Below are 21,919 nucleotides of genomic sequence, written 5' to 3'. Positions count from 1 at the left end.
GATCCCCCTTCTAACTAAAACGTAACAGCAAGTCGCGCATTTGCAACTTTATCCATTGAAATTTGGATTTCTTTTTTACGTGTTTTAATTGTTAATAATAATGTAATTGTAGTACCATCGTAGGAAAGTAGCTTTCCTTCAAACATTTTTTCACCATCAATCGGCTCATATGTTTTAATTGCCACTTGTTTTCCTACCGCTTGCTGGAAGTCTTTCTCTTTCTTTAATGGGCGTTCCGCTCCAGGAGATGATACATCCAAAAAGTAAAGATGAGGAATTGGATCCTCTTTATCTAAAGCTTCGCTTAAACGTTCACTTACCGCACCGCATTCTTCAATGTCGACTCCCTTTTCAGAATCGATGAATACGCGTAAGAACCAGTCTTGTCCTTCTTGCACATACTCTACATCTACAAGTTCAAGATTTAACTCTTCAACGATTGGCTGCGCAAATGCTTCTACAACTTCTGTGACTTTCTTATCCATAAACAGCCTCCTTCCTGCCGCCATGTACCATTTACAAGAAAAGACCCCGTCCATAAAAACGGTCCATCTTATTCTTTCTCGTTAGCTAACAAAAGCCCCTGCCGTTAAGCAGGGAATATCTGTCTTAGTATTACCAAATTTAAGAAGTAAAACTTGTAACAAAATATGTATATACGACAGAAATTTCTTACCTCTCCACATCAATAAAACGTAGATAGTAACACGAAAGAGTGGGTTTCCCCACTCTTTTTTTTACACAATATACATGACATGGTTATCTCGGTTAATAGTATACCATAGCAAATGTTGATTTGCAAAGAATTTTCCTACCTATTAGAACAGTGATAACTGGTTTTGATCAGGTAGATCGCCTAAGCAACCTTGACTATCTAAATACTCAATAATTGTTTTCGAAACCTTACTGCGCTGCTGTAAATCTTCTTTTGATAAGAAATCTCCATTTTTGCGTGCTTCTACAATACTTAAAGCTGCATTTGTACCAAGTCCAGGCACTGCATTAAATGGAGGAATTAAAGTATCCCCATCAATAATAAATTCTGTTGCATGTGAACGGTATAAATCAACCTTTTGGAATGAGTATCCACGCTCACACATTTCAAGTGTCATTTCTAGTACTGTTAATAAACTTTTCTCTTTCGGCGCTGCATCCAAACCTTTTTGCGCAATTTCATCAATTCTTACACGTATAGATGCTGAACCTTTCGCCATCGCCTCTACATCAAAGTCATCTGCACGAACTGTAAAGTATGCCGCATAGAATAGAAGCGCGAAATGTACTTTAAAGTATGCAATACGTACAGCCATAAGTACGTAAGCAGCCGCATGGGCTTTAGGGAACATGTACTTTATTTTCTTACATGAATCAATATACCAACCTGGTACATTATTACTTTTCATGTCATCTTCCCATTCTTCCGGTACACCTTTACCTTTACGAACTGACTCCATGATTTTGAAGGCTAATGATGGGTCTAAACCTTGATAGATTAAATATACCATGATGTCATCACGACAACCGATAACTTCACTCAGCGTACATGTACCGTTATAAATTAACTCGTTTGCATTACCAAGCCATACGTCTGTACCATGTGATAGTCCAGAGATTTGGACTAACTCAGAGAATGTCGTAGGTTTCGTCTCTTCTAACATCTGCCTTACGAATTTCGTACCAAACTCTGGTATACCAAGTGTACCTGTTTTACAGTTAATTTGTTCTTCCGTTACCCCTAACGATTCCGGGCCTGAGAAAATTTTCATTACTTCCGGATCGTCTGTTGGGATTGTTTTCGGATCAATACCACTTAAATCTTGTAACATACGAATAACAGTAGGATCATCGTGTCCTAGTATATCAAGTTTCAATAAATTATCATGAATGGAGTGAAAATCAAAGTGTGTCGTTCTCCACTCAGCCCCTATTGAATCTGCCGGAAACTGAATTGGTGAGAAATCAAAGATATCCATGTAATCTGGCACAACGATAATACCACCTGGATGCTGTCCGGTTGTACGTTTTACGCCCGTACATCCTGCTACTAAGCGGTCAATCTCTGCATTTCGAATCGTTAAATTATGATCATTTGCATAACCTTTTACATATCCATAAGCCGTTTTTTCCGCAACTGTACCTATTGTACCCGCACGGTATACATAATCTTCACCGAACAGTACTTTCGTATAGTTATGGGCACGTGGTTGGTATTCCCCGGAGAAGTTCAGATCGATATCGGGTACCTTATCTCCTTTAAATCCAAGGAACGTTTCGAACGGAATATCATGTCCATCTTTCACGTATGGAACATTACATGCAGGACATTCTTTATCCGGCAAGTCAAAACCAGAACCTACAGAACCATCATTAAAGAATTCTGATTGCTTACACTTCGGACATACATAGTGTGGTGGTAATGGGTTTACTTCTGTAATTTCCATCATCGTTGCAACGAATGATGAACCTACCGATCCACGCGAACCTACTAAATATCCGTCTACTAACGATTTTTTCACAAGCTTATGTGAAATTAAATAAATTACGGCAAATCCATGCCCAATAATACTTTTTAATTCTTTTTCTAAACGCGCTTCTACAATTTCAGGTAACTCTTCACCATAAATGCTACGCGCCATTTTATAACTCATATCACGCGTCTCATCATCTGCACCTTCAATTTTCGGTGTATATAGATCATCTTTCACTGGATGAACATCACCAATTAATGATGCAATCTTTTGTGTATTCGTTACAACAATTTCTTTCGCTACGTCTTCACCTAAGAATGAAAAACACTCTAACATTTCATCCGTTGTACGGAAATGTACAGGTGGTAATGAATGTCGGTTTAACGGATTGGCTCCGCCCTGCGAACTGACTAAAATCTTGCGATACATTGCATCCTCTGGATCTATATAATGCACGTTTCCTGTAGCAACAACTGGTTTATCTAACGTCTCACCTAGTTTTACTAAGTTAGAAATAATTGTTTTTAATTGTCCCTCATCTCGAACAAGTTCACGCTCTACTAAATGACGTAACACCTCTGGAGGCATTACTTCAATGTAATCATAGAACTGCGCAATTTCTTCTACCTCTTCAGGAGCTTTTTGCATCATCGCCTCAAACACTTCACCTTTATCACAAGCCGTTCCTACTAAAATTCCTTCACGATATTTTTTTAATAGTGACCTTGGTACTCGTGGTACACGGTAAAAGTAATTTAGGTGAGAATAGGAAACAAGTTTATATAAATTTTTCAACCCTACATCTGATGTCGCAAGTAACGTCATATGACTTGGACGTCCACGCTTATACGCATCCCCTTGCCCCATGCTATCATTTAATTGATCGTGATATTCAAATCCCTTTTCAATCACATCTTTTAACATTTTCACAAGTAAGTACCCTGTTGCTTCTGTATCATAAATCGCACGGTGATGTTGCGTTAATTCAATATCAAGCTTTTTACACATCGTATTTAATCGATGGTTTTTCATTTCCGGGAATAAGAATCTTGCAAGTTCTAACGTATCAATAACAGGATTATTCGTTTTTTCTAGTCCAGCCTTTTTAAAACCTACGTTAATAAAGCCCATATCAAAACTTGCGTTATGAGCAACAAGTGTATGGTCGCCCATCCATTCTTCAAACTTTTTAAACACTTCGTCCACTTCTGGTGCATCCGTTAACATATCATCTGTAATACCTGTTAATTCAATAATCGTCGCAGATAATGGTTGATGTGGATTTGCGAAAGATTCAAAGCGGTCAATAATTTCGCCACCTTTTACTTTTACAGCCGCTAACTCGATAACAGTATCATATACAGCTGATAAACCTGTCGTCTCAACGTCGAAAACAACATAAGTTTCCTCTGCAAGTAAACGATGCGCTTCGTTATATGCAATCGGTACACCATCATTAACTAAATTCGCCTCTACACCATATATAACTTTAACCCCAGCCTTTTTACCCGCAGAATATGCCTCTGGGAAAGACTGCGCAACAGCATGGTCTGTAACAGCGATTGCCTCATGTCCCCATTTACCTGCTTGGGCAACAAGTCTAGAAACAGGAGTAACAGCGTCCATTTGGCTCATCGGTGTGTGAAGATGCAGCTCTACACGTTTTTCACCTTCTGGCGCTTTATCTTTACGAGACGGTCCTGTTATTTCATTTATATCATTTGCAATCATTACTAAATCTCGAACGAATGTATCATTTTGAACAGAACCACGCGCTTTCACCCACATTCCTTTTTTCAAGGATTGCAGCATTGGAATATCTTCTTTGTCACGCGAGAACATTTTGATCATAATTGAATCCGTATAGTCTGTTATTTTTAAAGTTAATAACGTACGGCCACTACGTAGCTCTTTCGTTTCTACATGGAAGACATACCCTTGAACTGTTTTTCTTCTTTCTTCATCTTGAATTTCTCGCATCGGTGTAATCTCTTCATCCGGCTTAATAAGATATCCGAGTACAACCGGCCCTTCATGCACAACGCTACTTTCTTCAGCTTGCTTCTTTGCCATTTCTTCCATAGCTTGTATAACACGTTCACGATCTTCTTGCTGCGTTTGCTCACGAAACTTTTGCATTTCTTCTGTATTTTGCTGTATATGTGTGTCTAACTGAAAACGCGGGAATCCAAAAGTTTCGTATTGATCCCCTACTGGTTTCGCAACGTTTTTCTTTAAAGCAGTAGATTCCAGCTCATTATTCACATTTATTAGCAACTTCACTCCATTCACCTGCGGAAGCTGCTTTTTTAAGTAAGCAAACATAGGTGAAAATGTAATTCGTTCCGTACAAAGTGGCCAATACGCCCTCACTTCTTCTTCTGTAAATTGTTTATTCTCTGTTTCTAATGCAAATGTTGTTCTTGCAATATGAGAAAATGATTGCTTAAGCTTTGTTTCTAGCAATTCATATAATTCTGTAGGCAAAATTCGTGGCACTTGTAAATCAAAATGCCAACTTTTATTCGTTTTATCAATAACGAGCCTTTCAATGCCACCACCTTGTAAATATTGATTTATAAGGTCGTCTGGTATTTGCAACTGCTGGAGCAAAATTTGAAATCGCTCTTGTTGTTCATTTGTTAAAGACATAAGCACTCTCCTTCCATTTGCTATTATAAATTGAAACGTACTACAAAGAAAGATTTCTCCCTTCTTCTTTTACAAAATACGTTTACAAAGAAAGAGAAGGTACCTCATTACGAGGTACCTCTTCTTATTTTAAAATATTTGCAATATATGTTTGAAGTTCTTCTACTTTCACTTCTTCAGACTCGCCTGTAGCACGTACTTTCACTTCTACAATACCTTCGTCTGCTTTTTTACCAACTGTCACGCGAACTGGAAGGCCGAATAAATCTGCATCTGCAAATTTAACACCTGCACGTTCTGCACGATCATCTAGTAATACTTCGTACCCTTGCTCTTGTAATGAGTTGTAGATGTTTTCACCCATTTCACGTTGCGCATCAGATTTCATATTTACTGGAATTACATGCACATGGAACGGTGCAACAGCTTTTGGCCAAACTAAACCGTTCTCATCATTAAACTGCTCTGCGATTGCTGCCACTGTACGAGATACACCGATACCGTAACAACCCATAATAAGTGGTTGTGTTTTTCCGTTTTCATCTAGGAATGTTGCGTTCATTGCTTCACTATAACGAGTTCCTAATTTGAATACATGGCCAACTTCAATTCCGCGTGCGAAAAGAATTGTTCCATTTCCATCTGGAGACTGGTCTCCTTCTTGAATAAAGCGTAAATCTGTATATTGACTTACTTTAAAGTCACGTTCTGGATTTACATTTACATAATGGAACCCTTCTTCGTTCGCTCCTGAACATCCGTTAACAATTGATGCTACAGCATGGTCTGCGATAATTTCGATATCACCTGTTACACCAATCGGTCCTAAAGAACCAACTTCACAGTTTAATAACTCTTTCACTTCTTCATGAGAAGCAAGCTCAACAACTGAAGCGCCGTATACATTTTTCACTTTTACATCGTTTACTTCATGATCACCACGAACAAGTACAACTACTAATTTCTCATCTACTTTAAATACCATAGACTTAATGCACTTGTCAGCTTCAATGTTTAAGAATGCAGATACTTCTTCAATTGCTTTTTGATCTGGTGTTGCTACTTTTTCAAGTGCCTTTTCTGCTTCATCACTCTTCGTATACGTAGCTACCACAGGAGCCATTTCGATGTTTGCTGCATAATTAGATGTATCAGAGTATGCAATTGTATCTTCACCAACTTCAGATAATACCATAAATTCATGCGTATCTTTTCCGCCCATTGCTCCAGAGTCAGCAATAACTGCACGGAAATTCAAGCCACAACGAGCAAAAATGTTAGAGTATGCTTTGTATAAGCGATCGTATACTTCATCTAAACTCTCTTGTGTAGCATGGAAAGAGTATGCATCTTTCATTAGAAACTCTCTTCCACGTAATAAACCGAAACGAGGTCTTTGTTCATCACGGAATTTCGTTTGAATTTGGTACAATGTTAACGGTAATTTTTTATATGATTTCACTTCATCACGTACAAGATCCGTAATTACTTCTTCATGTGTCGCTCCTAATGCGAATTCACGAGCGTTACGATCTTTCATACGCATTAATTCAGATCCGTAAGAATACCAACGGCCTGATTCTTGCCATAATTCTGCAGCTTGCATCGCTGGCATTAATAATTCTACAGCTCCTGCGCGCTCCATTTCTTCTCGAACGATACGTTCTACTTTGTGTAGTACTTTTAATCCAAATGGTAGAAAACTATAAATACCAGAAGCATTTTGACGCATAAAACCTGCACGAAGTAATAACTGATGACTCTTAATCTCCGCATCAGCTGGAACTTCACGTAATGTAGGACTGAATACCATACTTTGTTTCATTTATTCGCACCTCTTCATTTTACTCTTACACGCAGTAAAACCCCTCACCTCGAGTTAGGTGAGGGATTTTATTCTACGAGCTCTATTTCATTATAAGTTTCACTTTATTTTACAAGAAAAACTTACGAATGTCATTCCAAGTTACAACTAACATAAGTAACATTAATAATGCAAAACCAATAAAGTGAACCATTCCTTCTTTTTGGCGGTCAATTGGTTTCCCTCGTAACGCTTCAATTAAGAAGAAGAACAAACGTCCACCGTCTAAAGCAGGGACTGGTAGTAAATTAAATAAACCAAGGTTAATACTTAAAACTGCTGCTAAACTTAATACACGCGTAAATCCATAATCTACGACTTGATCTGTTAGATTATAAATTCCTACTGGACCTGACAACTCATTAATAGAGAATTGACCAGTTACTAATTTCACAAGTGAATCAAAAATTAGTTTTGTCCATTGGTATGTTTGTTCAAATCCTGATTTAATAGAACCCATTACTGTTTTCTCTACTGGAGAGTAAACACCAATTCTACCTACTTCGTCTTTTCCTTCTTTATCGAGTGTTGGCGTTACTTTTACATTAAACTGTTCATTATCACGCTTTACTTGTAACGTAATTTCTTTATTTGGGTTTCCACGTACAATGGTAACAACATCTTTCCATGTACTTGTGTTTTTCCCATCGATTGCTTGAATTGTATCATTTTCTTTTAATCCGGCTTGCTCGGCGGCACTATTCTCCATTACTTTTCCGACCATTGGCTTGTCAACAGGAACACCTTGTACAAATCCAAGAATCACAAAAATAACAAATGCTAAAATGAAGTTCATTGCAGGACCTGCAAAGATTGTTAAGGCACGTTGACCCAATTTCTTGGAGCCGAATTGCCTATTATACGGAGCAATTTGTATTTCTTCACCAGCAGTAATAATACGAGCCTTTTCATTCACTCGGAATGTTTGAAGCTCTTCCTCGTACTCTTCATAGCCCGAAATTGTTAAATTATGCTCTAAATCAGCTTGTTCGACTTCAATGACACGAACATTTGGATACTTTTCATATCCATCAAAAACTAATTTCGCAACTTCGTCTTTTTCATTTAATACAAGGCCAACCTTTTTTCCAGGCTTTAACTCAACTGTGTCTGCATCCTCGCCAGCCATTCTTACATAGCCACCAAGGGGCAGTAATCGAATCGTATACACCGTTTCATTCTTTTCAAATGAGAATATTTTCGGACCAAAACCAATCGCAAACTCACGGCATAAAATACCTGCTCTTTTTGCGAAATATAGATGCCCTAGCTCATGGAAAAATACGAGTGCACCGAAAATTAATATAAAGGCAATCGCTGTATTCAATTCCATACCACCTTTGCTAAATTTGTTCCATCACAAACCGTCTTGTGGTTGCATCAATTTCCAGAATTTCCTCTAAGCTCGGACGTGCAATGACATTGTGATGGTTCATTGCTTTTTCAATGAGGTCTTCCACTGTTAAGAAACCAATTCTCTTTTGTAAAAACGCTTCAACAGCTACTTCATTCGCTGCATTCATTACAGCTGGCATACTTCCACCTGTTTTTCCAGCTTCATACGCAAAACGCAAACAACGGAAACGTTCTTGGTTCATTTTCTCAAAATGCAATGTTCCCATTTCCCATAAATTTAACTGCTTTGTGTCTGAAAGAGGTAATCGATCAGGATATGTAAGTGCGTATTGAATTGGTACTCGCATATCAGGTGAACCAAGCTGTGCCATCACACTACGATCTTCAAATTCAACCATAGAATGAATAATACTTTCTTTATGTAAAACAACATCGATTTGCTCATAAGGGATACCAAAAAGCCAATGTGCTTCAATTACTTCTAGCCCCTTATTCATCATTGTAGCAGAATCAATTGTAATTTTCGAACCCATTGACCAGTTTGGATGTCGAAGCGCATCTTCTACGGTCACATGATGCAATTCATCTCTCGTTTTATCACGGAAACTTCCACCAGAAGCCGTAATAATTAGTCGAGAAATTCTTTTTTCATTTTCACCATTCAAGCATTGAAAAATAGCTGAATGTTCACTGTCTACTGGAAGTAACGAAACATTATGTTTTCGTGCTGCTTCCATTACAAGATGCCCTGCGGTTACTAACGTTTCTTTGTTTGCAATTCCGATTGTTTTTTTCGCCTCAATTGCACGAAGTGTTGGTAACAACCCTACGCTACCTACAACAGCATTTACTACAATCTCTGCATCTGGATGTAATGCTACTTCTAAAAGCCCTTCACTACCATATACAATTTTTGTATTACCAGAGACAGCTTGTAATTTTAAAACATCTTCCTCTCTTTGCACAGAGACAATTTGCGGAGAAAATTCTTGAATTACCTTTACTGCGTAGTCAATATTTTTCCCTACAGAAAAAGCAACGAGACGGAATTGGTCTGGGTGCGAGCGTAATACATCTAAAGTTTGTGTACCAATTGATCCGCTTGCACCTAATAAACTAATGTTTTTCATGACTCCAACCCCTCGTTCATTTATTAATTGTATTGTAATAAGAAGTAGAGAATTGGTAAAACAAATAACCAACTATCTGTTCGATCTAATATACCACCATGTCCAGGTAAAATTGTACCTGAATCTTTTACGCCATAATGACGTTTAAATGCAGATTGTACTAAATCACCAATTTGTCCAAAAATAGAAATGATAATTGTCAACACAATTAAAATCCCTACATTAGCCTCAACTGGGAAGAACATATTGTAAACAAGTGCCACAACAATCCCACAAACGATGCCGCCTAATGAACCTTCAATCGTTTTATTCGGACTAATTTCTGGCCATAATTTTCTTTTTCCTAATGCTTTCCCTACGAAATATGCGCCTGAATCGGTAGCCCATATAACAAATAATGCGCAAAACACATATTTAATTCCTAAAATTCTCGTTTCATTCAAATATAAGAATCCCATTGCAACATATGTTGTTGCCATTAGTAAAAAGGAAGCATGGTCAAAAGTAAATGTATTCTTAGAAAGGACTGTATATGATAAAAGTAATAAAACAATCACAAATGTGATTTCTAATTTACCTAATCCAATCCAAGTAAACAGTTCTGATGCACTGCTTGGAATTAAAATAACCCATAATAATACTGCAGCTAAAACTGTTGGTATTGAAATAAGCGTAAGCTTATTCATACGAATTAATTCATATAAACCTATAGAAGCAAGTGCATACACTAAAACCGTAAAAGGCACGCCACCGTAAATTACGATGGGAATGAATAGCGCGGCAGCAACCACTCCAGTAATAATTCTCTGTTTCACTACCAAACCCTCTCTTTCTACACGCCTCCGAATCTGCGCCCTCTATGTTGAAAGTCTGTAATCGCATTTAGCAAATGTTCCTCGGTAAAATCTGGCCAATACACATCTGTAAACCAAAACTCCGAATATGCAATTTGCCATAACATGAAATTACTAATACGTAGCTCTCCGCTCGTACGAATTAACAACTCTGGATCAGGTAAAGAACTCGTCATTAAGTAGGAAGAAAGCATTTCTTCACTTACATCTTCAACACGAATTTTTCCTTCCTCACTATCTTTCACCATATGTTGCACAGCAGAAACGATCTCATCTCGACTTCCATAGTTTAACGCGAAATTAAGAATTAATCCCGTATTCTCTTTCGTATCTTCCATGGCCTTTTCCATCGCTCTGCGTGTATGCGTAGGAAGACGATCTTGTTGTCCTATCACTCGGACTTGTACGTTCTCTTCAATCAATTCTGGTAAAAATGTACCTAGAAATTCTTCTGGAAGCCTCATTAAATAGTCAACTTCCTTTTTCGGTCTTTTCCAGTTCTCAGTTGAAAAAGCATAAAGAGTTAACACTTTCACATTAAGTTTGCTTGCAAATTTTGTGATTTTCTTTACAACTTGCATGCCTTCATGATGTCCCGCAATACGAGGCATCGCTCTCCTCTTTGCCCATCTTCCATTACCATCCATAATGATGGCAATATGTTCTGGGATGTATCCTTTTTTCACTTTTTCAACGAGATGATCAAACGATGCGACCTTTTTACTTTTAAAAAAAGGAAAGTTTTTAAACATCATTCATACCCTCCAGCAAGCAGACGTATGCCTAAAAGTGTAAAAAGACCCCCTTAAGAAGAGGGTCATATTTGCGAAGGTATCGCTATTACACTTCCATGATTTCTTTTTCTTTGTTTTTTGCGATTTCGTCAACTTTTGCAATATATTTATCTGTTTCTTTTTGGATATCTTCAGTATATCCTCTTAAATCATCTTCTGTAATATCGCCAGCTTTTTCAAGCTTCTTAAGATCATCGTTACTGTCACGACGTACGTTACGAACAGCAACTTTTGCTTCTTCAGCATATTTTTTCACAACTTTTACAAGATCGCGACGACGCTCTTCTGTTAATGCAGGGAATGCAATACGAATTACAGTTCCATCATTAGAAGGATTTAAGCCTAAATCTGCTTTTAAGATTGCTTTTTCAATATCACCGATAGAAGTTTTATCATAAGGTTGAATTACAAGTAAACGTGCTTCTGGAACTGTAATGTTCGCTAATTGCACAACAGGTGTTGGTGCACCATAGTAATCAACTTGTACCTTATCTAATACAGACGAGCTTGCACGACCTGCGCGAACTGTTGCCAATTCACGAGAGTAAGCAGCAACTGCTTTTTCCATTTTTTCATTTGAAGACTTCAATACTTGTTGTCCCATATTTATTTCCCCCTTACAACTGTTCCGATATTTTCGCCTAAAACGGCACGTTTAATGTTACCTTTTTCCATAACCGAGAATACAATTAATGGAATATCATTGTCCATACATAAAGAAGAAGCTGTTGAATCCATTACACCTAAACCTTCTTTTAATACATCTAAGTAAGTAAGTGTTTCGTATTTCGTAGCTGTTGGGTCAAGAGATGGATCTGCATTATATACGCCATCTACATTGTTTTTCGCCATTAAGATAACGTCTGCTTCGATTTCCGCTGCACGTAGTGCTGCCGTTGTATCTGTAGAGAAATATGGGTTACCTGTACCTGCTGCAAAGATCACAACACGTTTTTTCTCTAGATGACGAATTGCTTTACGACGAATGTAAGGCTCTGCTACTTGACGCATTTCGATTGAAGTTTGAACACGAGTTTGAATTCCAATGTTCTCTAGGCTATCTTGAAGAGCTAATGAGTTCATAACTGTTGCTAACATACCCATGTAATCTGCTCCAGCACGATCCATTCCCATTTCACTTCCGATTTTTCCACGCCAAATGTTTCCGCCACCAACAACAACAGCAACCTCTACATCAAGTTCTGCAATTTCTTTCACTTGTTCCGCAACTGATTTAATAACAGACGGGTTAATTCCAAATCCTTGTTCGCCAGCTAACGCTTCTCCGCTTAGCTTTAATACGACACGATTATATTTCGGTTTACTCATAATGAACCTCCAATTGCTTACATCTTTATTTTAAAAAAGGGAACACAATGTGTTCCCTAATCTTTATTAGTTGCTACCTTTTACTTGGTTCATTACTTCTTCAGCAAAGTTGTCTTCGCGTTTTTCGATACCTTCACCAACAGCGTAGCGAACGAATCCTTTTAATGTTCCGCCTTTAGACTCAACGAACTGGCGAACTTTCATATCAGGGTTTTTAACGAATGCTTGGTCAAGTAAGCAAATTTCTTCGAAGAATTTGCCTAGACGGCCTTCAACCATTTTTGCAACGATTTTTTCAGGCTTGCCTTCGTTTAAAGCTTGTTGTGTCAATACTTGACGCTCATGCTCAACTTCTTCAGCTGTTACAGCATCGCGGTCGATGTATTTAGGGTTAACTGCTGCGATGTGCATTGCTACATCTTTAGCAGCAGCTTCGTCAGTAGAACCTTCAAGAACTGTTAATACACCAATACGTCCACCCATGTGTAGGTAAGCGCCGAATGCATCAGCATCAGTTTTTGATACGATTTCGAAACGACGAAGTGTAAGTTTTTCACCAATTTTAGCGATTGCTTCGTTGATGTGCTCTTCTACTGTTTTGCCGCCTTCGATTGTTTGAGCCATAGCTTCTTCAATGTTAGCTGGTTTGTTAGTTAATAAGTGTGCAGCTAATTCTTTAATTAATGCTTGGAAACCTTCGTTTTTCGCAACGAAATCAGTTTCAGAGTTTAATTCTAAGATTAAACCTTCGTTACCGTTTGTTTCGATGAAAGTTAAGCCTTCAGCAGCGATGCGGTCTGCTTTTTTAGCAGCTTTTGCAATACCTTTTTCACGTAAGAAGTCAATTGCTTTCTCCATGTCGCCATTAGTCTCAGTTAAAGCTTTTTTGCAGTCCATCATACCTGCGCCTGTTTTTTCACGAAGTTCTTTTACCATTTGTGCAGTGATTGCCATATTTTTCATCCTCCTAAAATATGTATTTATACCTTTTATAAAGGTGTTTATACCTTAAAAAAGGTGATAAAAGGCCGAACCCCTTATCACCTTTCCAAATTTGTTACGCAGTAACAGTTTCTTCACCTTGTTTTGCTTCAAGGATCGCGTCTGCCATTTTAGATGTAAGAAGTTTTACAGCACGAATTGCATCATCGTTTGCTGGGATAACGTGATCGATTTCGTCTGGATCACAGTTTGTATCAACGATACCGATGATTGGAATGTGTAATTTGCGTGCTTCAGCAACTGCAATACGCTCTTTACGAGGGTCTACTATGAATAATGCACTTGGAAGACCTTTCATATCTTTAATACCGCCTAAGAATTTCTCAAGACGCTCTAACTCTTTTTTAAGTTGAACAACTTCTTTCTTAGGAAGTACTTCGAAAGTACCATCTTCTTGCATTCTTTCGATGTCTTTAAGACGCTTGATACGCTTTTGGATTGTTTGGAAGTTTGTTAAAGTTCCACCTAACCAACGTTGGTTAACGAAGTACATACCAGCACGAGTTGCTTCTTCTTTAATAGCTTCTTGTGCTTGTTTTTTAGTACCTACGAATAAAATGTCTCCACCTTCAGCAGCGATGTCGCGCATCGTTCTGTAAGCTTCCTCAACTTTTTTCACAGTTTTTTGTAAGTCGATGATGTAGATACCGTTACGCTCTGTGAAAATGTAACGCTTCATTTTTGGGTTCCAACGACGAGTTTGATGTCCGAAATGAACACCAGCTTCAAGCAATTGCTTCATAGAAATTACTGACATAATATAGTTCCTCCTAAATGGTTTTTGATATCCTCCGTTTACTTCATCTCTAAGCGAAACTACAAACGTAGCACCAACACTTAAATCAGCAAACGTGTGTACTTTGTACTGACACCACTGCTTACTATATCATACTGAAATATTACAATCAAGTCGAAAATGCGAACAATGTAAAACTTTCTTTGTTCACACTCGAATTCTAGTATTACCAACCTGCATTTCTTTTAAGCAAAAAAGTGAAATTCAACTCATAGCTTTTCCAAAGAACACGATTATGACGCTTTTTACAGACACCATTAATCTTTTACACACAAAAAACTCTCCTCAAAAAACGAGGAGAGTTTTATAAATTAGTTTGTTTTTAATTTAGCAAGTTCCTGTAGAAACTTGTCGTTTAGCACTTTAATGTATGTTCCTTTCATACCTAAAGAGCGAGACTCAATAACACCAGCACTTTCTAATTTACGTAGTGCATTTACGATTACAGAGCGAGTAATTCCTACGCGATCAGCAATTTTACTTGCAACAAGTAAACCTTCTGTTCCATTTAATTCTTCGAAGATATGCTCGATTGCTTCTAACTCACTGTAAGATAATGAGCTAATCGCCATTTGAACAACAGCTTTACTACGTGCTTCCTCTTCGATTTCTTCTGCTTTTTCACGTAAGATTTCCATACCTACTACAGTTGAACTGTATTCAGCAAGGATTAAATCATCGTCTAAGAACTCTTGACCAAGACGAGCTAACACTAATGTGCCTAGACGCTCACCACCACCAACGATTGGTACGATTGTAGTTAAACCTTGACCGAATAATTCTCTATTTTCTACTGGGAATGCTGTGTAAGCACTGTTTACATCTAAGTTTGAAGACGTTTCTGTAATGTTGAATAAGCTTTGCGTGTACTCTTCCGGGAATTGACGCTCTGCAAGCATTTGTTTCATACGCTCATTCTCAATTTGTTGGTGAATTGCATAACCTAGTAATTTACCACGACGACTTACTACGAATACGTTCGCTTCAATTACTTCACACATTGTGTCAGACATTTCTCTAAAGTTTACAGGCTTTCCTGCTGCGCTCTGTAATAACGCATTTAATTTTCTTGTTTTTGCTAATAATTCCATTTCAAAAGTTCCTCCTACATGTTACTTACATATTTTTTCATCACTTGGAAACTAGGGCGAGTCACCTGATGACACTATTACAAAATAAACTGGCTCACATCTTTATTTTTAGCAATCGTTGCTAATTTCTCCTCAACGTATTGAGGTGTTATCGTTATTTTCTCTAACGTAATTTCAGATGCTTCAAACGATAAATCTTCAAGGAGTTTCTCCATAATCGTATGAAGTCTTCTTGCTCCAATATTATCTGTATCCTGATTAACTTGATAAGCAATCTCAGCAATCTTACGAATAGCTTCGTCTGAAAATTCAATTTCTATACCTTCAGTCGCTAATAAAGCCATATATTGTTTAATTAACGCATTGTCAGGCTCGATTAATATTTTAACAAAATCATCTGTCGATAATTTTGTTAATTCTACTCGAATCGGAAATCTCCCTTGCAGTTCCGGAATTAAATCCGACGGTTTAGACATATGAAACGCTCCAGCTGCAACGAATAAAATATAATCCGTTTTTACTGATCCGTATTTTGTCGCAACATTCGATCCTTCTACAATTGGTAAAATGTCACGTTGCACACCTTCACGTGATACATCTACGCTATTCGACTGCTTACCAGCAATTTTGTCAATTTCATCGATAAAAATAATCCCGAGCTGTTCAGCACGATAAACAGCCTCTTGTGTAACTTCATCCATATCAATTAAGCGCTGTGCTTCCTCATTTGTCAAGAGTTTTCTTGCTTCTTTCACAGAAAGTTTACGTTTTTTTGTTTTTTTCGGCATAAAACTTCCTAATGCATCCTGGAAATTCATTCCCATTTGTTCCATACCAGTTCCTTGTAACATATCGAACATGGAAGACTGTTGCTCAGTCACTTCAATCGATACAATTTCATCTTCAAGAAGTCCTGCAGCAAGCTTTCTTTCCACATCTTGACGTTTCTTTTCGATTTCACCATCTTCCTGTGCATCAGATGTTTGATTCGAATTTTGAGCACCGCCAAATAGCATTTCTAATGGGTTTTTAAATCCAGATTGTTTCTCCGGACTCGGCACTAAAATTTCAACAAGACGTTGGTTCGCTTGTTCTTCTGCTTTGTCTTGTACTTTAATTACCATTTCTTCTTTCACGATACGAACTGACGTTTCCACAAGGTCACGTACCATCGATTCTACATCTCTACCTACATATCCAACTTCTGTAAATTTGGTAGCTTCAACCTTAATAAAAGGTGCTCCAACGAGTTTCGCCATTCGTCGTGCTACCTCTGTTTTACCAACACCTGTCGGTCCAATCATTAAAATATTTTTAGGCGCAATTTCATCACGTAGATTTTCAGCTAATTTACTTCGACGATATCGATTTCTTAAAGCTACAGCAACCGCTTTCTTCGCATCTTTTTGACCGATAATGTATTGATCTAATTTTTCCACAATTTGACGCGGAGTAAAATGTAAATGCATATAAAATGCCTCCCTTACGATTCTACAATTCTTCCACAATTATATTGTGGTTTGTATAAACACAAATATCGCCAGCAATGTCTAAACTCGCTTTCGCAATTTGCTTCGCTGTTAAATGTTCACTTGCATATTGCTTTAAAGCACGACCTGCAGAAAGCGCATAATTCCCACCAGATCCAATCGCTAAAATCCCATCATCTGGTTCAATCACTTCTCCTGTACCTGAAACAAGAAGCATAGTTGTTTTATCCATGACAATGAGCATCGCTTCTAGCTGACGTAACATTTTGTCGCCACGCCATTGTTTTGCCATCTCAACTGCAGCACGCTGCAAGTTCCCATTGTACTCTTCTAATTTCCCTTCAAACATTTCAAAAAGAGTAAATGCGTCAGCAACGGAACCTGCAAAGCCAGCTAAAACTTTCCCTTGGAAAAGTTTACGGACTTTACGAGCTGTATGTTTCATTACAACTGCATTTCCCATTGTCACCTGACCATCTCCAGCCATTGCACATTCTCCATTATGATGAACTGCAAATATCGTTGTAGCGTGGAAATTTCCCATAGAAAAAACTCCTTTATATGTTTTTATAGCTTTAAAAGCAATTTATGCCCGCGGGTGATGCTTCATGTAGACCGAACGCAATCTTTCTTTAGAGACATGCGTATAAATTTGTGTCGTCGACAAATTCTCATGACCGAGTAGCTCCTGTACAGTACGTAAATCTGCCCCTTCATCTAACATATGTGTAGCAAATGTATGCCTTAACATATGGGGACTTATCCGCATTGTCAGTGAAGCCTTCTTAATGAGTTCGTTTAATACATAGCGTACCCCTCGACTTGTTAGCGGCGTGCCTTTCGCATTTAAAAATACCATATGAGAGTGTTCTTCAGTTTTGTGAGCCAACTGTTTTCTCCCGTTCTCTATATAAGTAATTAAAGCATCTTGCGCATAGCTTCCGAACGGAATATACCTTTGTTTTTTTCCTTTTCCCATTACTAAAATTGTTCCCACCGCGAAGTCAATATCGGTAAGTTGTAAATTGACACATTCACTCACACGGATTCCAGTCGCATACATCAACTCTAATAAAGCTTGATTCCTTTGACCTAGCGGTGTTTCCGTATCAGCAACTTCAAATAATTCCTCTAATTCTTCAGCATATAAAAACTTTGGGATTGACAATTCTTTTTTGGGGAGTGACGCAAGTGCAAACGGATTATCTTTCCGATAACCTTCACGCATCAAAAAACGATATAAACTTCGTAAGCTTGATACTTTTCTTGCGACAGATTTACGGGCTAACTTTTCATCGTGCAACGTCGTTAAGTACAAACGAACATCCGCGTATGTAACATCTAAAAAAGAGGATATGCCTTCTCGCTCCATAAATTGCACAAAATGTTCTAAATCATTTTGATAACTTGCAATTGTATATTTTGAATAATTTCTTTCAATTTGTAAATATCCAACGAATAATTGTAACAATTTCTTCACATTCACACAATTCACCTCAATAAAGGCTACTAAATCGTATCACAACTTAGTAGCCTTTGCAAGAAATTTAACTAAATATTTACAAAATTTTGAATTGTTTCTAAAGCGCGTGTTGCATATGCTTCATTTCGTTCTGCTTTCCTCTTAATTTTCTTCTCTAACGGTGCAAACAAACCGAAGTTTGCATTCATTGGCTGGAAGTTTTTCGCGTTTGTCGCAGTAATATAATTCGCCATACTTCCCATTGCAGTTACAGGCGGTAATACAACCGGCTCTTCACCTTTCACAAGTCGAGCAGCGTTAATACCCGCTAGTAATCCTGATGCCGCCGATTCAACATATCCCTCTACTCCAGTCATTTGGCCAGCGAAGAATAAATCATCACGTTGTTTATATTGATATGTTGGACGAAGCAAGTTAGGTGAATTAATAAACGTATTACGATGCATTACACCATAACGTACAATCTCTGCATTTTCCAGTCCTGGAATCAACTGTAACACTTCTTTTTGTGGTCCCCACTTTAAATGCGTTTGGAAACCTACGATATTGTATAACGTTCCTGCTGCATCATCTTGACGTAACTGAACAACAGCATATGGCGTTTTTCCTGTTTTCGGATCTTCTAATCCAACAGGTTTCATCGGTCCAAATACTAGCGTCTGTCTTCCTCTACTTGCCATAACTTCTACCGGCATACAACCTTCAAAGAAAATTTCTTTTTCAAATTCTTTTAAAGGTACTGTTTCAGCAGCAATTAATGCCTCGTAAAAACGGTCAAATTCCTCTTCCGTCATTGGGCAGTTTAAATATGCAGCTTCCCCTTTATCGTAACGAGACTTTAAATATACTTTATTCATATCAATGCTATCTTTCTCAACAATCGGTGCTGCAGCATCATAGAAATAAAAATAATCTTCACCTGTTAATTCTTTTAATTGTGCAGCAAGATCAGGAGACGTAAGTGGACCTGTCGCGATAACAGTAGGCCCTTCTGGAATTTCAGTAATTTCTTCATTCATCACAGTTACGTTCGGATGTTTTTTCACATACTCTGTTACCTTTGCCGCAAATTCATGACGATCTACAGCTAAAGCTCCTCCTGCTGGTACAGAGCACTCATCAGCTGCACGAATAATAACAGAGTCCATTAAACGCATTTCTTCTTTAATAACACCAACAGCGTTTGTTAATGTGTTTGCGCGAAGCGAGTTACTGCATACTAACTCTGCAAATTTATCTGTGTGATGAGCTGGCGTTTGCCTTACTGGTCTCATTTCATATAATTTCACTTGGACACCACGTTTTGCAATTTGGTAAGCTGCTTCACTTCCTGCAAGACCTGCGCCAATGACGTTTACTACTTGTGTTGTCATATTTATCACCTTTCCTTTTCTTCCCGAAAAAAATGTGAGCAGTTACGCTCACATTTGTTGTTCTTCTTCATAATCACACGAAATACATTGTACTTGCACGCCTTTTTTCAACTTCTTCTCTACAAGCATACCTTCGCACTTCGGACATTTACGACCAATTGGTTTATCCCAAGATACAAAGTCACACTCTGGATACGTACCGCATCCATAGAAAAGACGTTTCTTTTTATTACTACGGCGTTCAATAATTTGACCTTTATCACACTTCGGACAAGTAACACCGATTTCTTTCACAATCGGTTTTGTATTACGACAATCTGGGAAATTCGAACAAGCCATAAATTTCCCGTATTTACCCATTTTAAAGACCATTGGGTGATCACACAATTCACAGTCTTCCCCAGCTGGTTCATCTTTAATTTCCACTTCACGCATTTCTTTTTCCGCTTTTTCTAAACGCGGTTCAAAGCCTACGTAGAAATCATCAACAATTTTTACCCAATTCGCATTTCCTTCTTCTACTTCATCAAGACTTTGCTCCATGTTAGCAGTAAATTCAATGTTAATAATTTCTGGGAAAAACTCTAAAATAAGTTCAATTACTATTTCACCAAGTTCAGTTGGAACGAAGCGTTTATTATCCAAACCTACGTATCCACGTTTTTGAATCGTTTCAAGTGTCGGTACGTAAGTCGACGGTCTTCCAATTCCAAGCTCTTCAAGTGTTCTTACTAGACGAGCCTCTGTATAGCGCGGCGGAGGTTGTGTAAAGTGTTGCTTCGGTTCTAAATCCTTCGAAAATACCGTTTCCCCTACTTCTAAAGGTGGCAACATTTTATCCTTTTCTTCAGCCCCGTCATCTTTCGACTCTACATACACTTTCATAAATCCTGGAAACTTTACAACCGATCCACTTGCACGGAACTGAACATTGTTATTAATGAGTCTAGCTGTCACAGTATCCATTATAGCAGACGCCATTTGACTTGCAACAAATCGCTCCCAAATCAGTTTATACAACCGAAGTTGATCACGACTTAAGAAACTCTTTAGTTCCTCTGGCCTTCTCATTACCGAAGTAGGACGAATTGCCTCATGCGCATCTTGCGCGTTCGACTTTTTCGTTTCTTTCTTCTTTTCTGTCCCTATGTATTCCGCACCAAACGCCTCAGTAATGTAAGTACGCGCCTCTGTTTGAGCTGTTTCTGAGATACGTGTTGAGTCAGTTCTCATATACGTAATAAGACCTACAGTCCCTTGCTTTCCAAGATCTATCCCTTCATACAATTGCTGCGCGAGCATCATTGTTTTCTTTGCTCGCATGTTTAACTTACGAGCTGCCTCTTGTTGCAAGGAAGATGTTGTAAACGGTAATGCAGGATTACGTTTTCGCTCTTTTCGCGTTACATTTTCAACTGAAAACGCATTATCTTTCATCTGTTCAATTATTTCATTCACTTGCGTTTCATTCGTTAATTGAACTTTTTCACCATCTACACCGTAAAAACTTGCTTCAAATGTGTCTTTCCCTTTCACAAATTCTGTCTTAATTGTCCAGAATTCTTCAGGCTCAAAGATTTGAATTTCTTTTTCACGTTCGATAATTAAACGAACTGCTACAGATTGTACGCGTCCTGCACTTAATCCTTTTTTTACTTTCTTCCATAATAAAGGACTAATATTGTAACCAACAAGACGATCTAGTATACGCCTTGCTTGCTGTGCATCTACTAAATCCATATTAATCGCACGAGGATGTTTAAATGATTCTTTTATTGCATCTTTTGTAATCTCATTAAACACAACTCGGCAATCTGATTCAACGTCCACATTTAACGTATTGGCTAAATGCCAAGCAATCGCTTCCCCTTCGCGGTCTGGATCGGCCGCGAGATAGACTTTCTTTGCTTTTTTGGCCGCTGATTTTAAATCTTTTAAGACGGGACCTTTACCACGAATGGTAATATACTTCGGGGTGAAGTTGTTCTTTACTTCTATCCCCATTTGGCTTTTAGGTAAATCGCGAACGTGTCCCATAGACGCGACAACTTTGTATTTTTTCCCTAAATATTTCTCAATGGTCTTCGCCTTAGAAGGCGACTCCACGATTACGAGGTAATCTGACATGCTAGTGCCTCCTTAAGAGGTGGATTCAAGTCTTCATCAATCTTATTGATTTCTCTTGTTTTTGTCAATCAAGAATGAATATACCATACAGTGCCTATCTACCATTTGTC

17 protein-coding genes are annotated in these 21,919 nt (G+C 38.1%); all 17 read right to left on the bottom strand.

Annotation, left to right across the window (positions count from 1 at the left end; genetic code table 11):
* Positions 1-14: 14 nt before the first annotated feature.
* The 17 genes from rimP to topA all read right to left on the bottom strand — a co-directional run bounded on the left by rimP (position 15) and on the right by topA (position 21,809).
* The gene (rimP, locus tag DT250_RS12720) at positions 15-485 is read right to left on the bottom strand and encodes a ribosome maturation factor RimP (protein ID WP_000359099.1); all 471 of its coding nucleotides are present in this window, start codon (positions 483-485) and stop codon (positions 15-17) included.
* A 333-nt stretch (positions 486-818) separates the two neighbouring features.
* A complete protein-coding gene (locus tag DT250_RS12715) occupies positions 819-5,120 on the bottom strand; it encodes a PolC-type DNA polymerase III (protein ID WP_048545990.1) in 4,302 nt (1,433 codons plus the stop codon).
* Between the two features lie 124 nt (positions 5,121-5,244).
* Positions 5,245-6,945 (bottom strand): proline--tRNA ligase, encoded by a 1,701-nt coding sequence (locus DT250_RS12710; protein WP_046956487.1) that lies wholly within the window; start codon positions 6,943-6,945, stop codon positions 5,245-5,247.
* A 109-nt stretch (positions 6,946-7,054) separates the two neighbouring features.
* On the bottom strand, positions 7,055-8,311 hold the full coding sequence (rseP, locus tag DT250_RS12705) for an RIP metalloprotease RseP (protein ID WP_060488431.1): 1,257 nt from the start codon (positions 8,309-8,311) through the stop codon (positions 7,055-7,057).
* 16 nt (positions 8,312-8,327) lie between these two features.
* Positions 8,328-9,470, bottom strand: coding sequence for a 1-deoxy-D-xylulose-5-phosphate reductoisomerase (gene dxr, locus DT250_RS12700; protein ID WP_000790363.1), 1,143 nt, complete (start codon positions 9,468-9,470; stop codon positions 8,328-8,330).
* A 23-nt stretch (positions 9,471-9,493) separates the two neighbouring features.
* Entirely contained in the window at positions 9,494-10,285 is a 792-nt protein-coding gene (gene cdsA / locus DT250_RS12695; RefSeq protein WP_048545995.1) for a phosphatidate cytidylyltransferase, read from the bottom strand.
* A 17-nt stretch (positions 10,286-10,302) separates the two neighbouring features.
* Positions 10,303-11,079: an isoprenyl transferase gene (gene uppS, locus DT250_RS12690; protein ID WP_000971311.1), complete on the bottom strand. Its 777-nt coding sequence runs from the start codon at positions 11,077-11,079 to the stop codon at positions 10,303-10,305.
* An 85-nt stretch (positions 11,080-11,164) separates the two neighbouring features.
* Positions 11,165-11,722: a ribosome recycling factor gene (frr, locus tag DT250_RS12685; protein ID WP_000531506.1), complete on the bottom strand. Its 558-nt coding sequence runs from the start codon at positions 11,720-11,722 to the stop codon at positions 11,165-11,167.
* Positions 11,723-11,724: 2 nt separating this feature from the next.
* Entirely contained in the window at positions 11,725-12,447 is a 723-nt protein-coding gene (gene pyrH / locus DT250_RS12680) for a UMP kinase (RefSeq protein WP_000042666.1), read from the bottom strand.
* A 66-nt stretch (positions 12,448-12,513) separates the two neighbouring features.
* On the bottom strand, positions 12,514-13,401 hold the full coding sequence (gene tsf / locus DT250_RS12675) for a translation elongation factor Ts (protein ID WP_048545999.1): 888 nt from the start codon (positions 13,399-13,401) through the stop codon (positions 12,514-12,516).
* A gap of 103 nt (positions 13,402-13,504) precedes the next feature.
* On the bottom strand, positions 13,505-14,206 hold the full coding sequence (gene rpsB / locus DT250_RS12670; protein ID WP_048546000.1) for a 30S ribosomal protein S2: 702 nt from the start codon (positions 14,204-14,206) through the stop codon (positions 13,505-13,507).
* A gap of 350 nt (positions 14,207-14,556) precedes the next feature.
* Positions 14,557-15,336 (bottom strand): GTP-sensing pleiotropic transcriptional regulator CodY, encoded by a 780-nt coding sequence (gene codY, locus DT250_RS12665; protein WP_000421290.1) that lies wholly within the window; start codon positions 15,334-15,336, stop codon positions 14,557-14,559.
* A gap of 77 nt (positions 15,337-15,413) precedes the next feature.
* Positions 15,414-16,805, bottom strand: coding sequence for an ATP-dependent protease ATPase subunit HslU (hslU, locus tag DT250_RS12660; protein ID WP_060488429.1), 1,392 nt, complete (start codon positions 16,803-16,805; stop codon positions 15,414-15,416).
* 22 nt (positions 16,806-16,827) lie between these two features.
* Positions 16,828-17,370: an ATP-dependent protease proteolytic subunit HslV gene (hslV, locus tag DT250_RS12655; protein WP_000526271.1), complete on the bottom strand. Its 543-nt coding sequence runs from the start codon at positions 17,368-17,370 to the stop codon at positions 16,828-16,830.
* Positions 17,371-17,412: 42 nt separating this feature from the next.
* The gene (gene xerC, locus DT250_RS12650; protein ID WP_001101235.1) at positions 17,413-18,312 is read right to left on the bottom strand and encodes a tyrosine recombinase XerC; all 900 of its coding nucleotides are present in this window, start codon (positions 18,310-18,312) and stop codon (positions 17,413-17,415) included.
* A gap of 65 nt (positions 18,313-18,377) precedes the next feature.
* Positions 18,378-19,682: an FADH(2)-oxidizing methylenetetrahydrofolate--tRNA-(uracil(54)-C(5))-methyltransferase TrmFO gene (gene trmFO / locus DT250_RS12645; RefSeq protein ID WP_060488428.1), complete on the bottom strand. Its 1,305-nt coding sequence runs from the start codon at positions 19,680-19,682 to the stop codon at positions 18,378-18,380.
* A 48-nt stretch (positions 19,683-19,730) separates the two neighbouring features.
* Entirely contained in the window at positions 19,731-21,809 is a 2,079-nt protein-coding gene (topA, locus tag DT250_RS12640) for a type I DNA topoisomerase (protein ID WP_001286953.1), read from the bottom strand.
* Between the last annotated feature and the right edge of the window lie 110 nt (positions 21,810-21,919).

It is taken from the genome of Bacillus sp. AR2-1 (assembly GCF_008368755.1).
Classification (GTDB): domain Bacteria; phylum Bacillota; class Bacilli; order Bacillales; family Bacillaceae_G; genus Bacillus_A; species Bacillus_A wiedmannii.
Note: the sequence above shows the minus strand (reverse complement) of the source record. Positions and strands in the feature narration are given on the sequence as shown.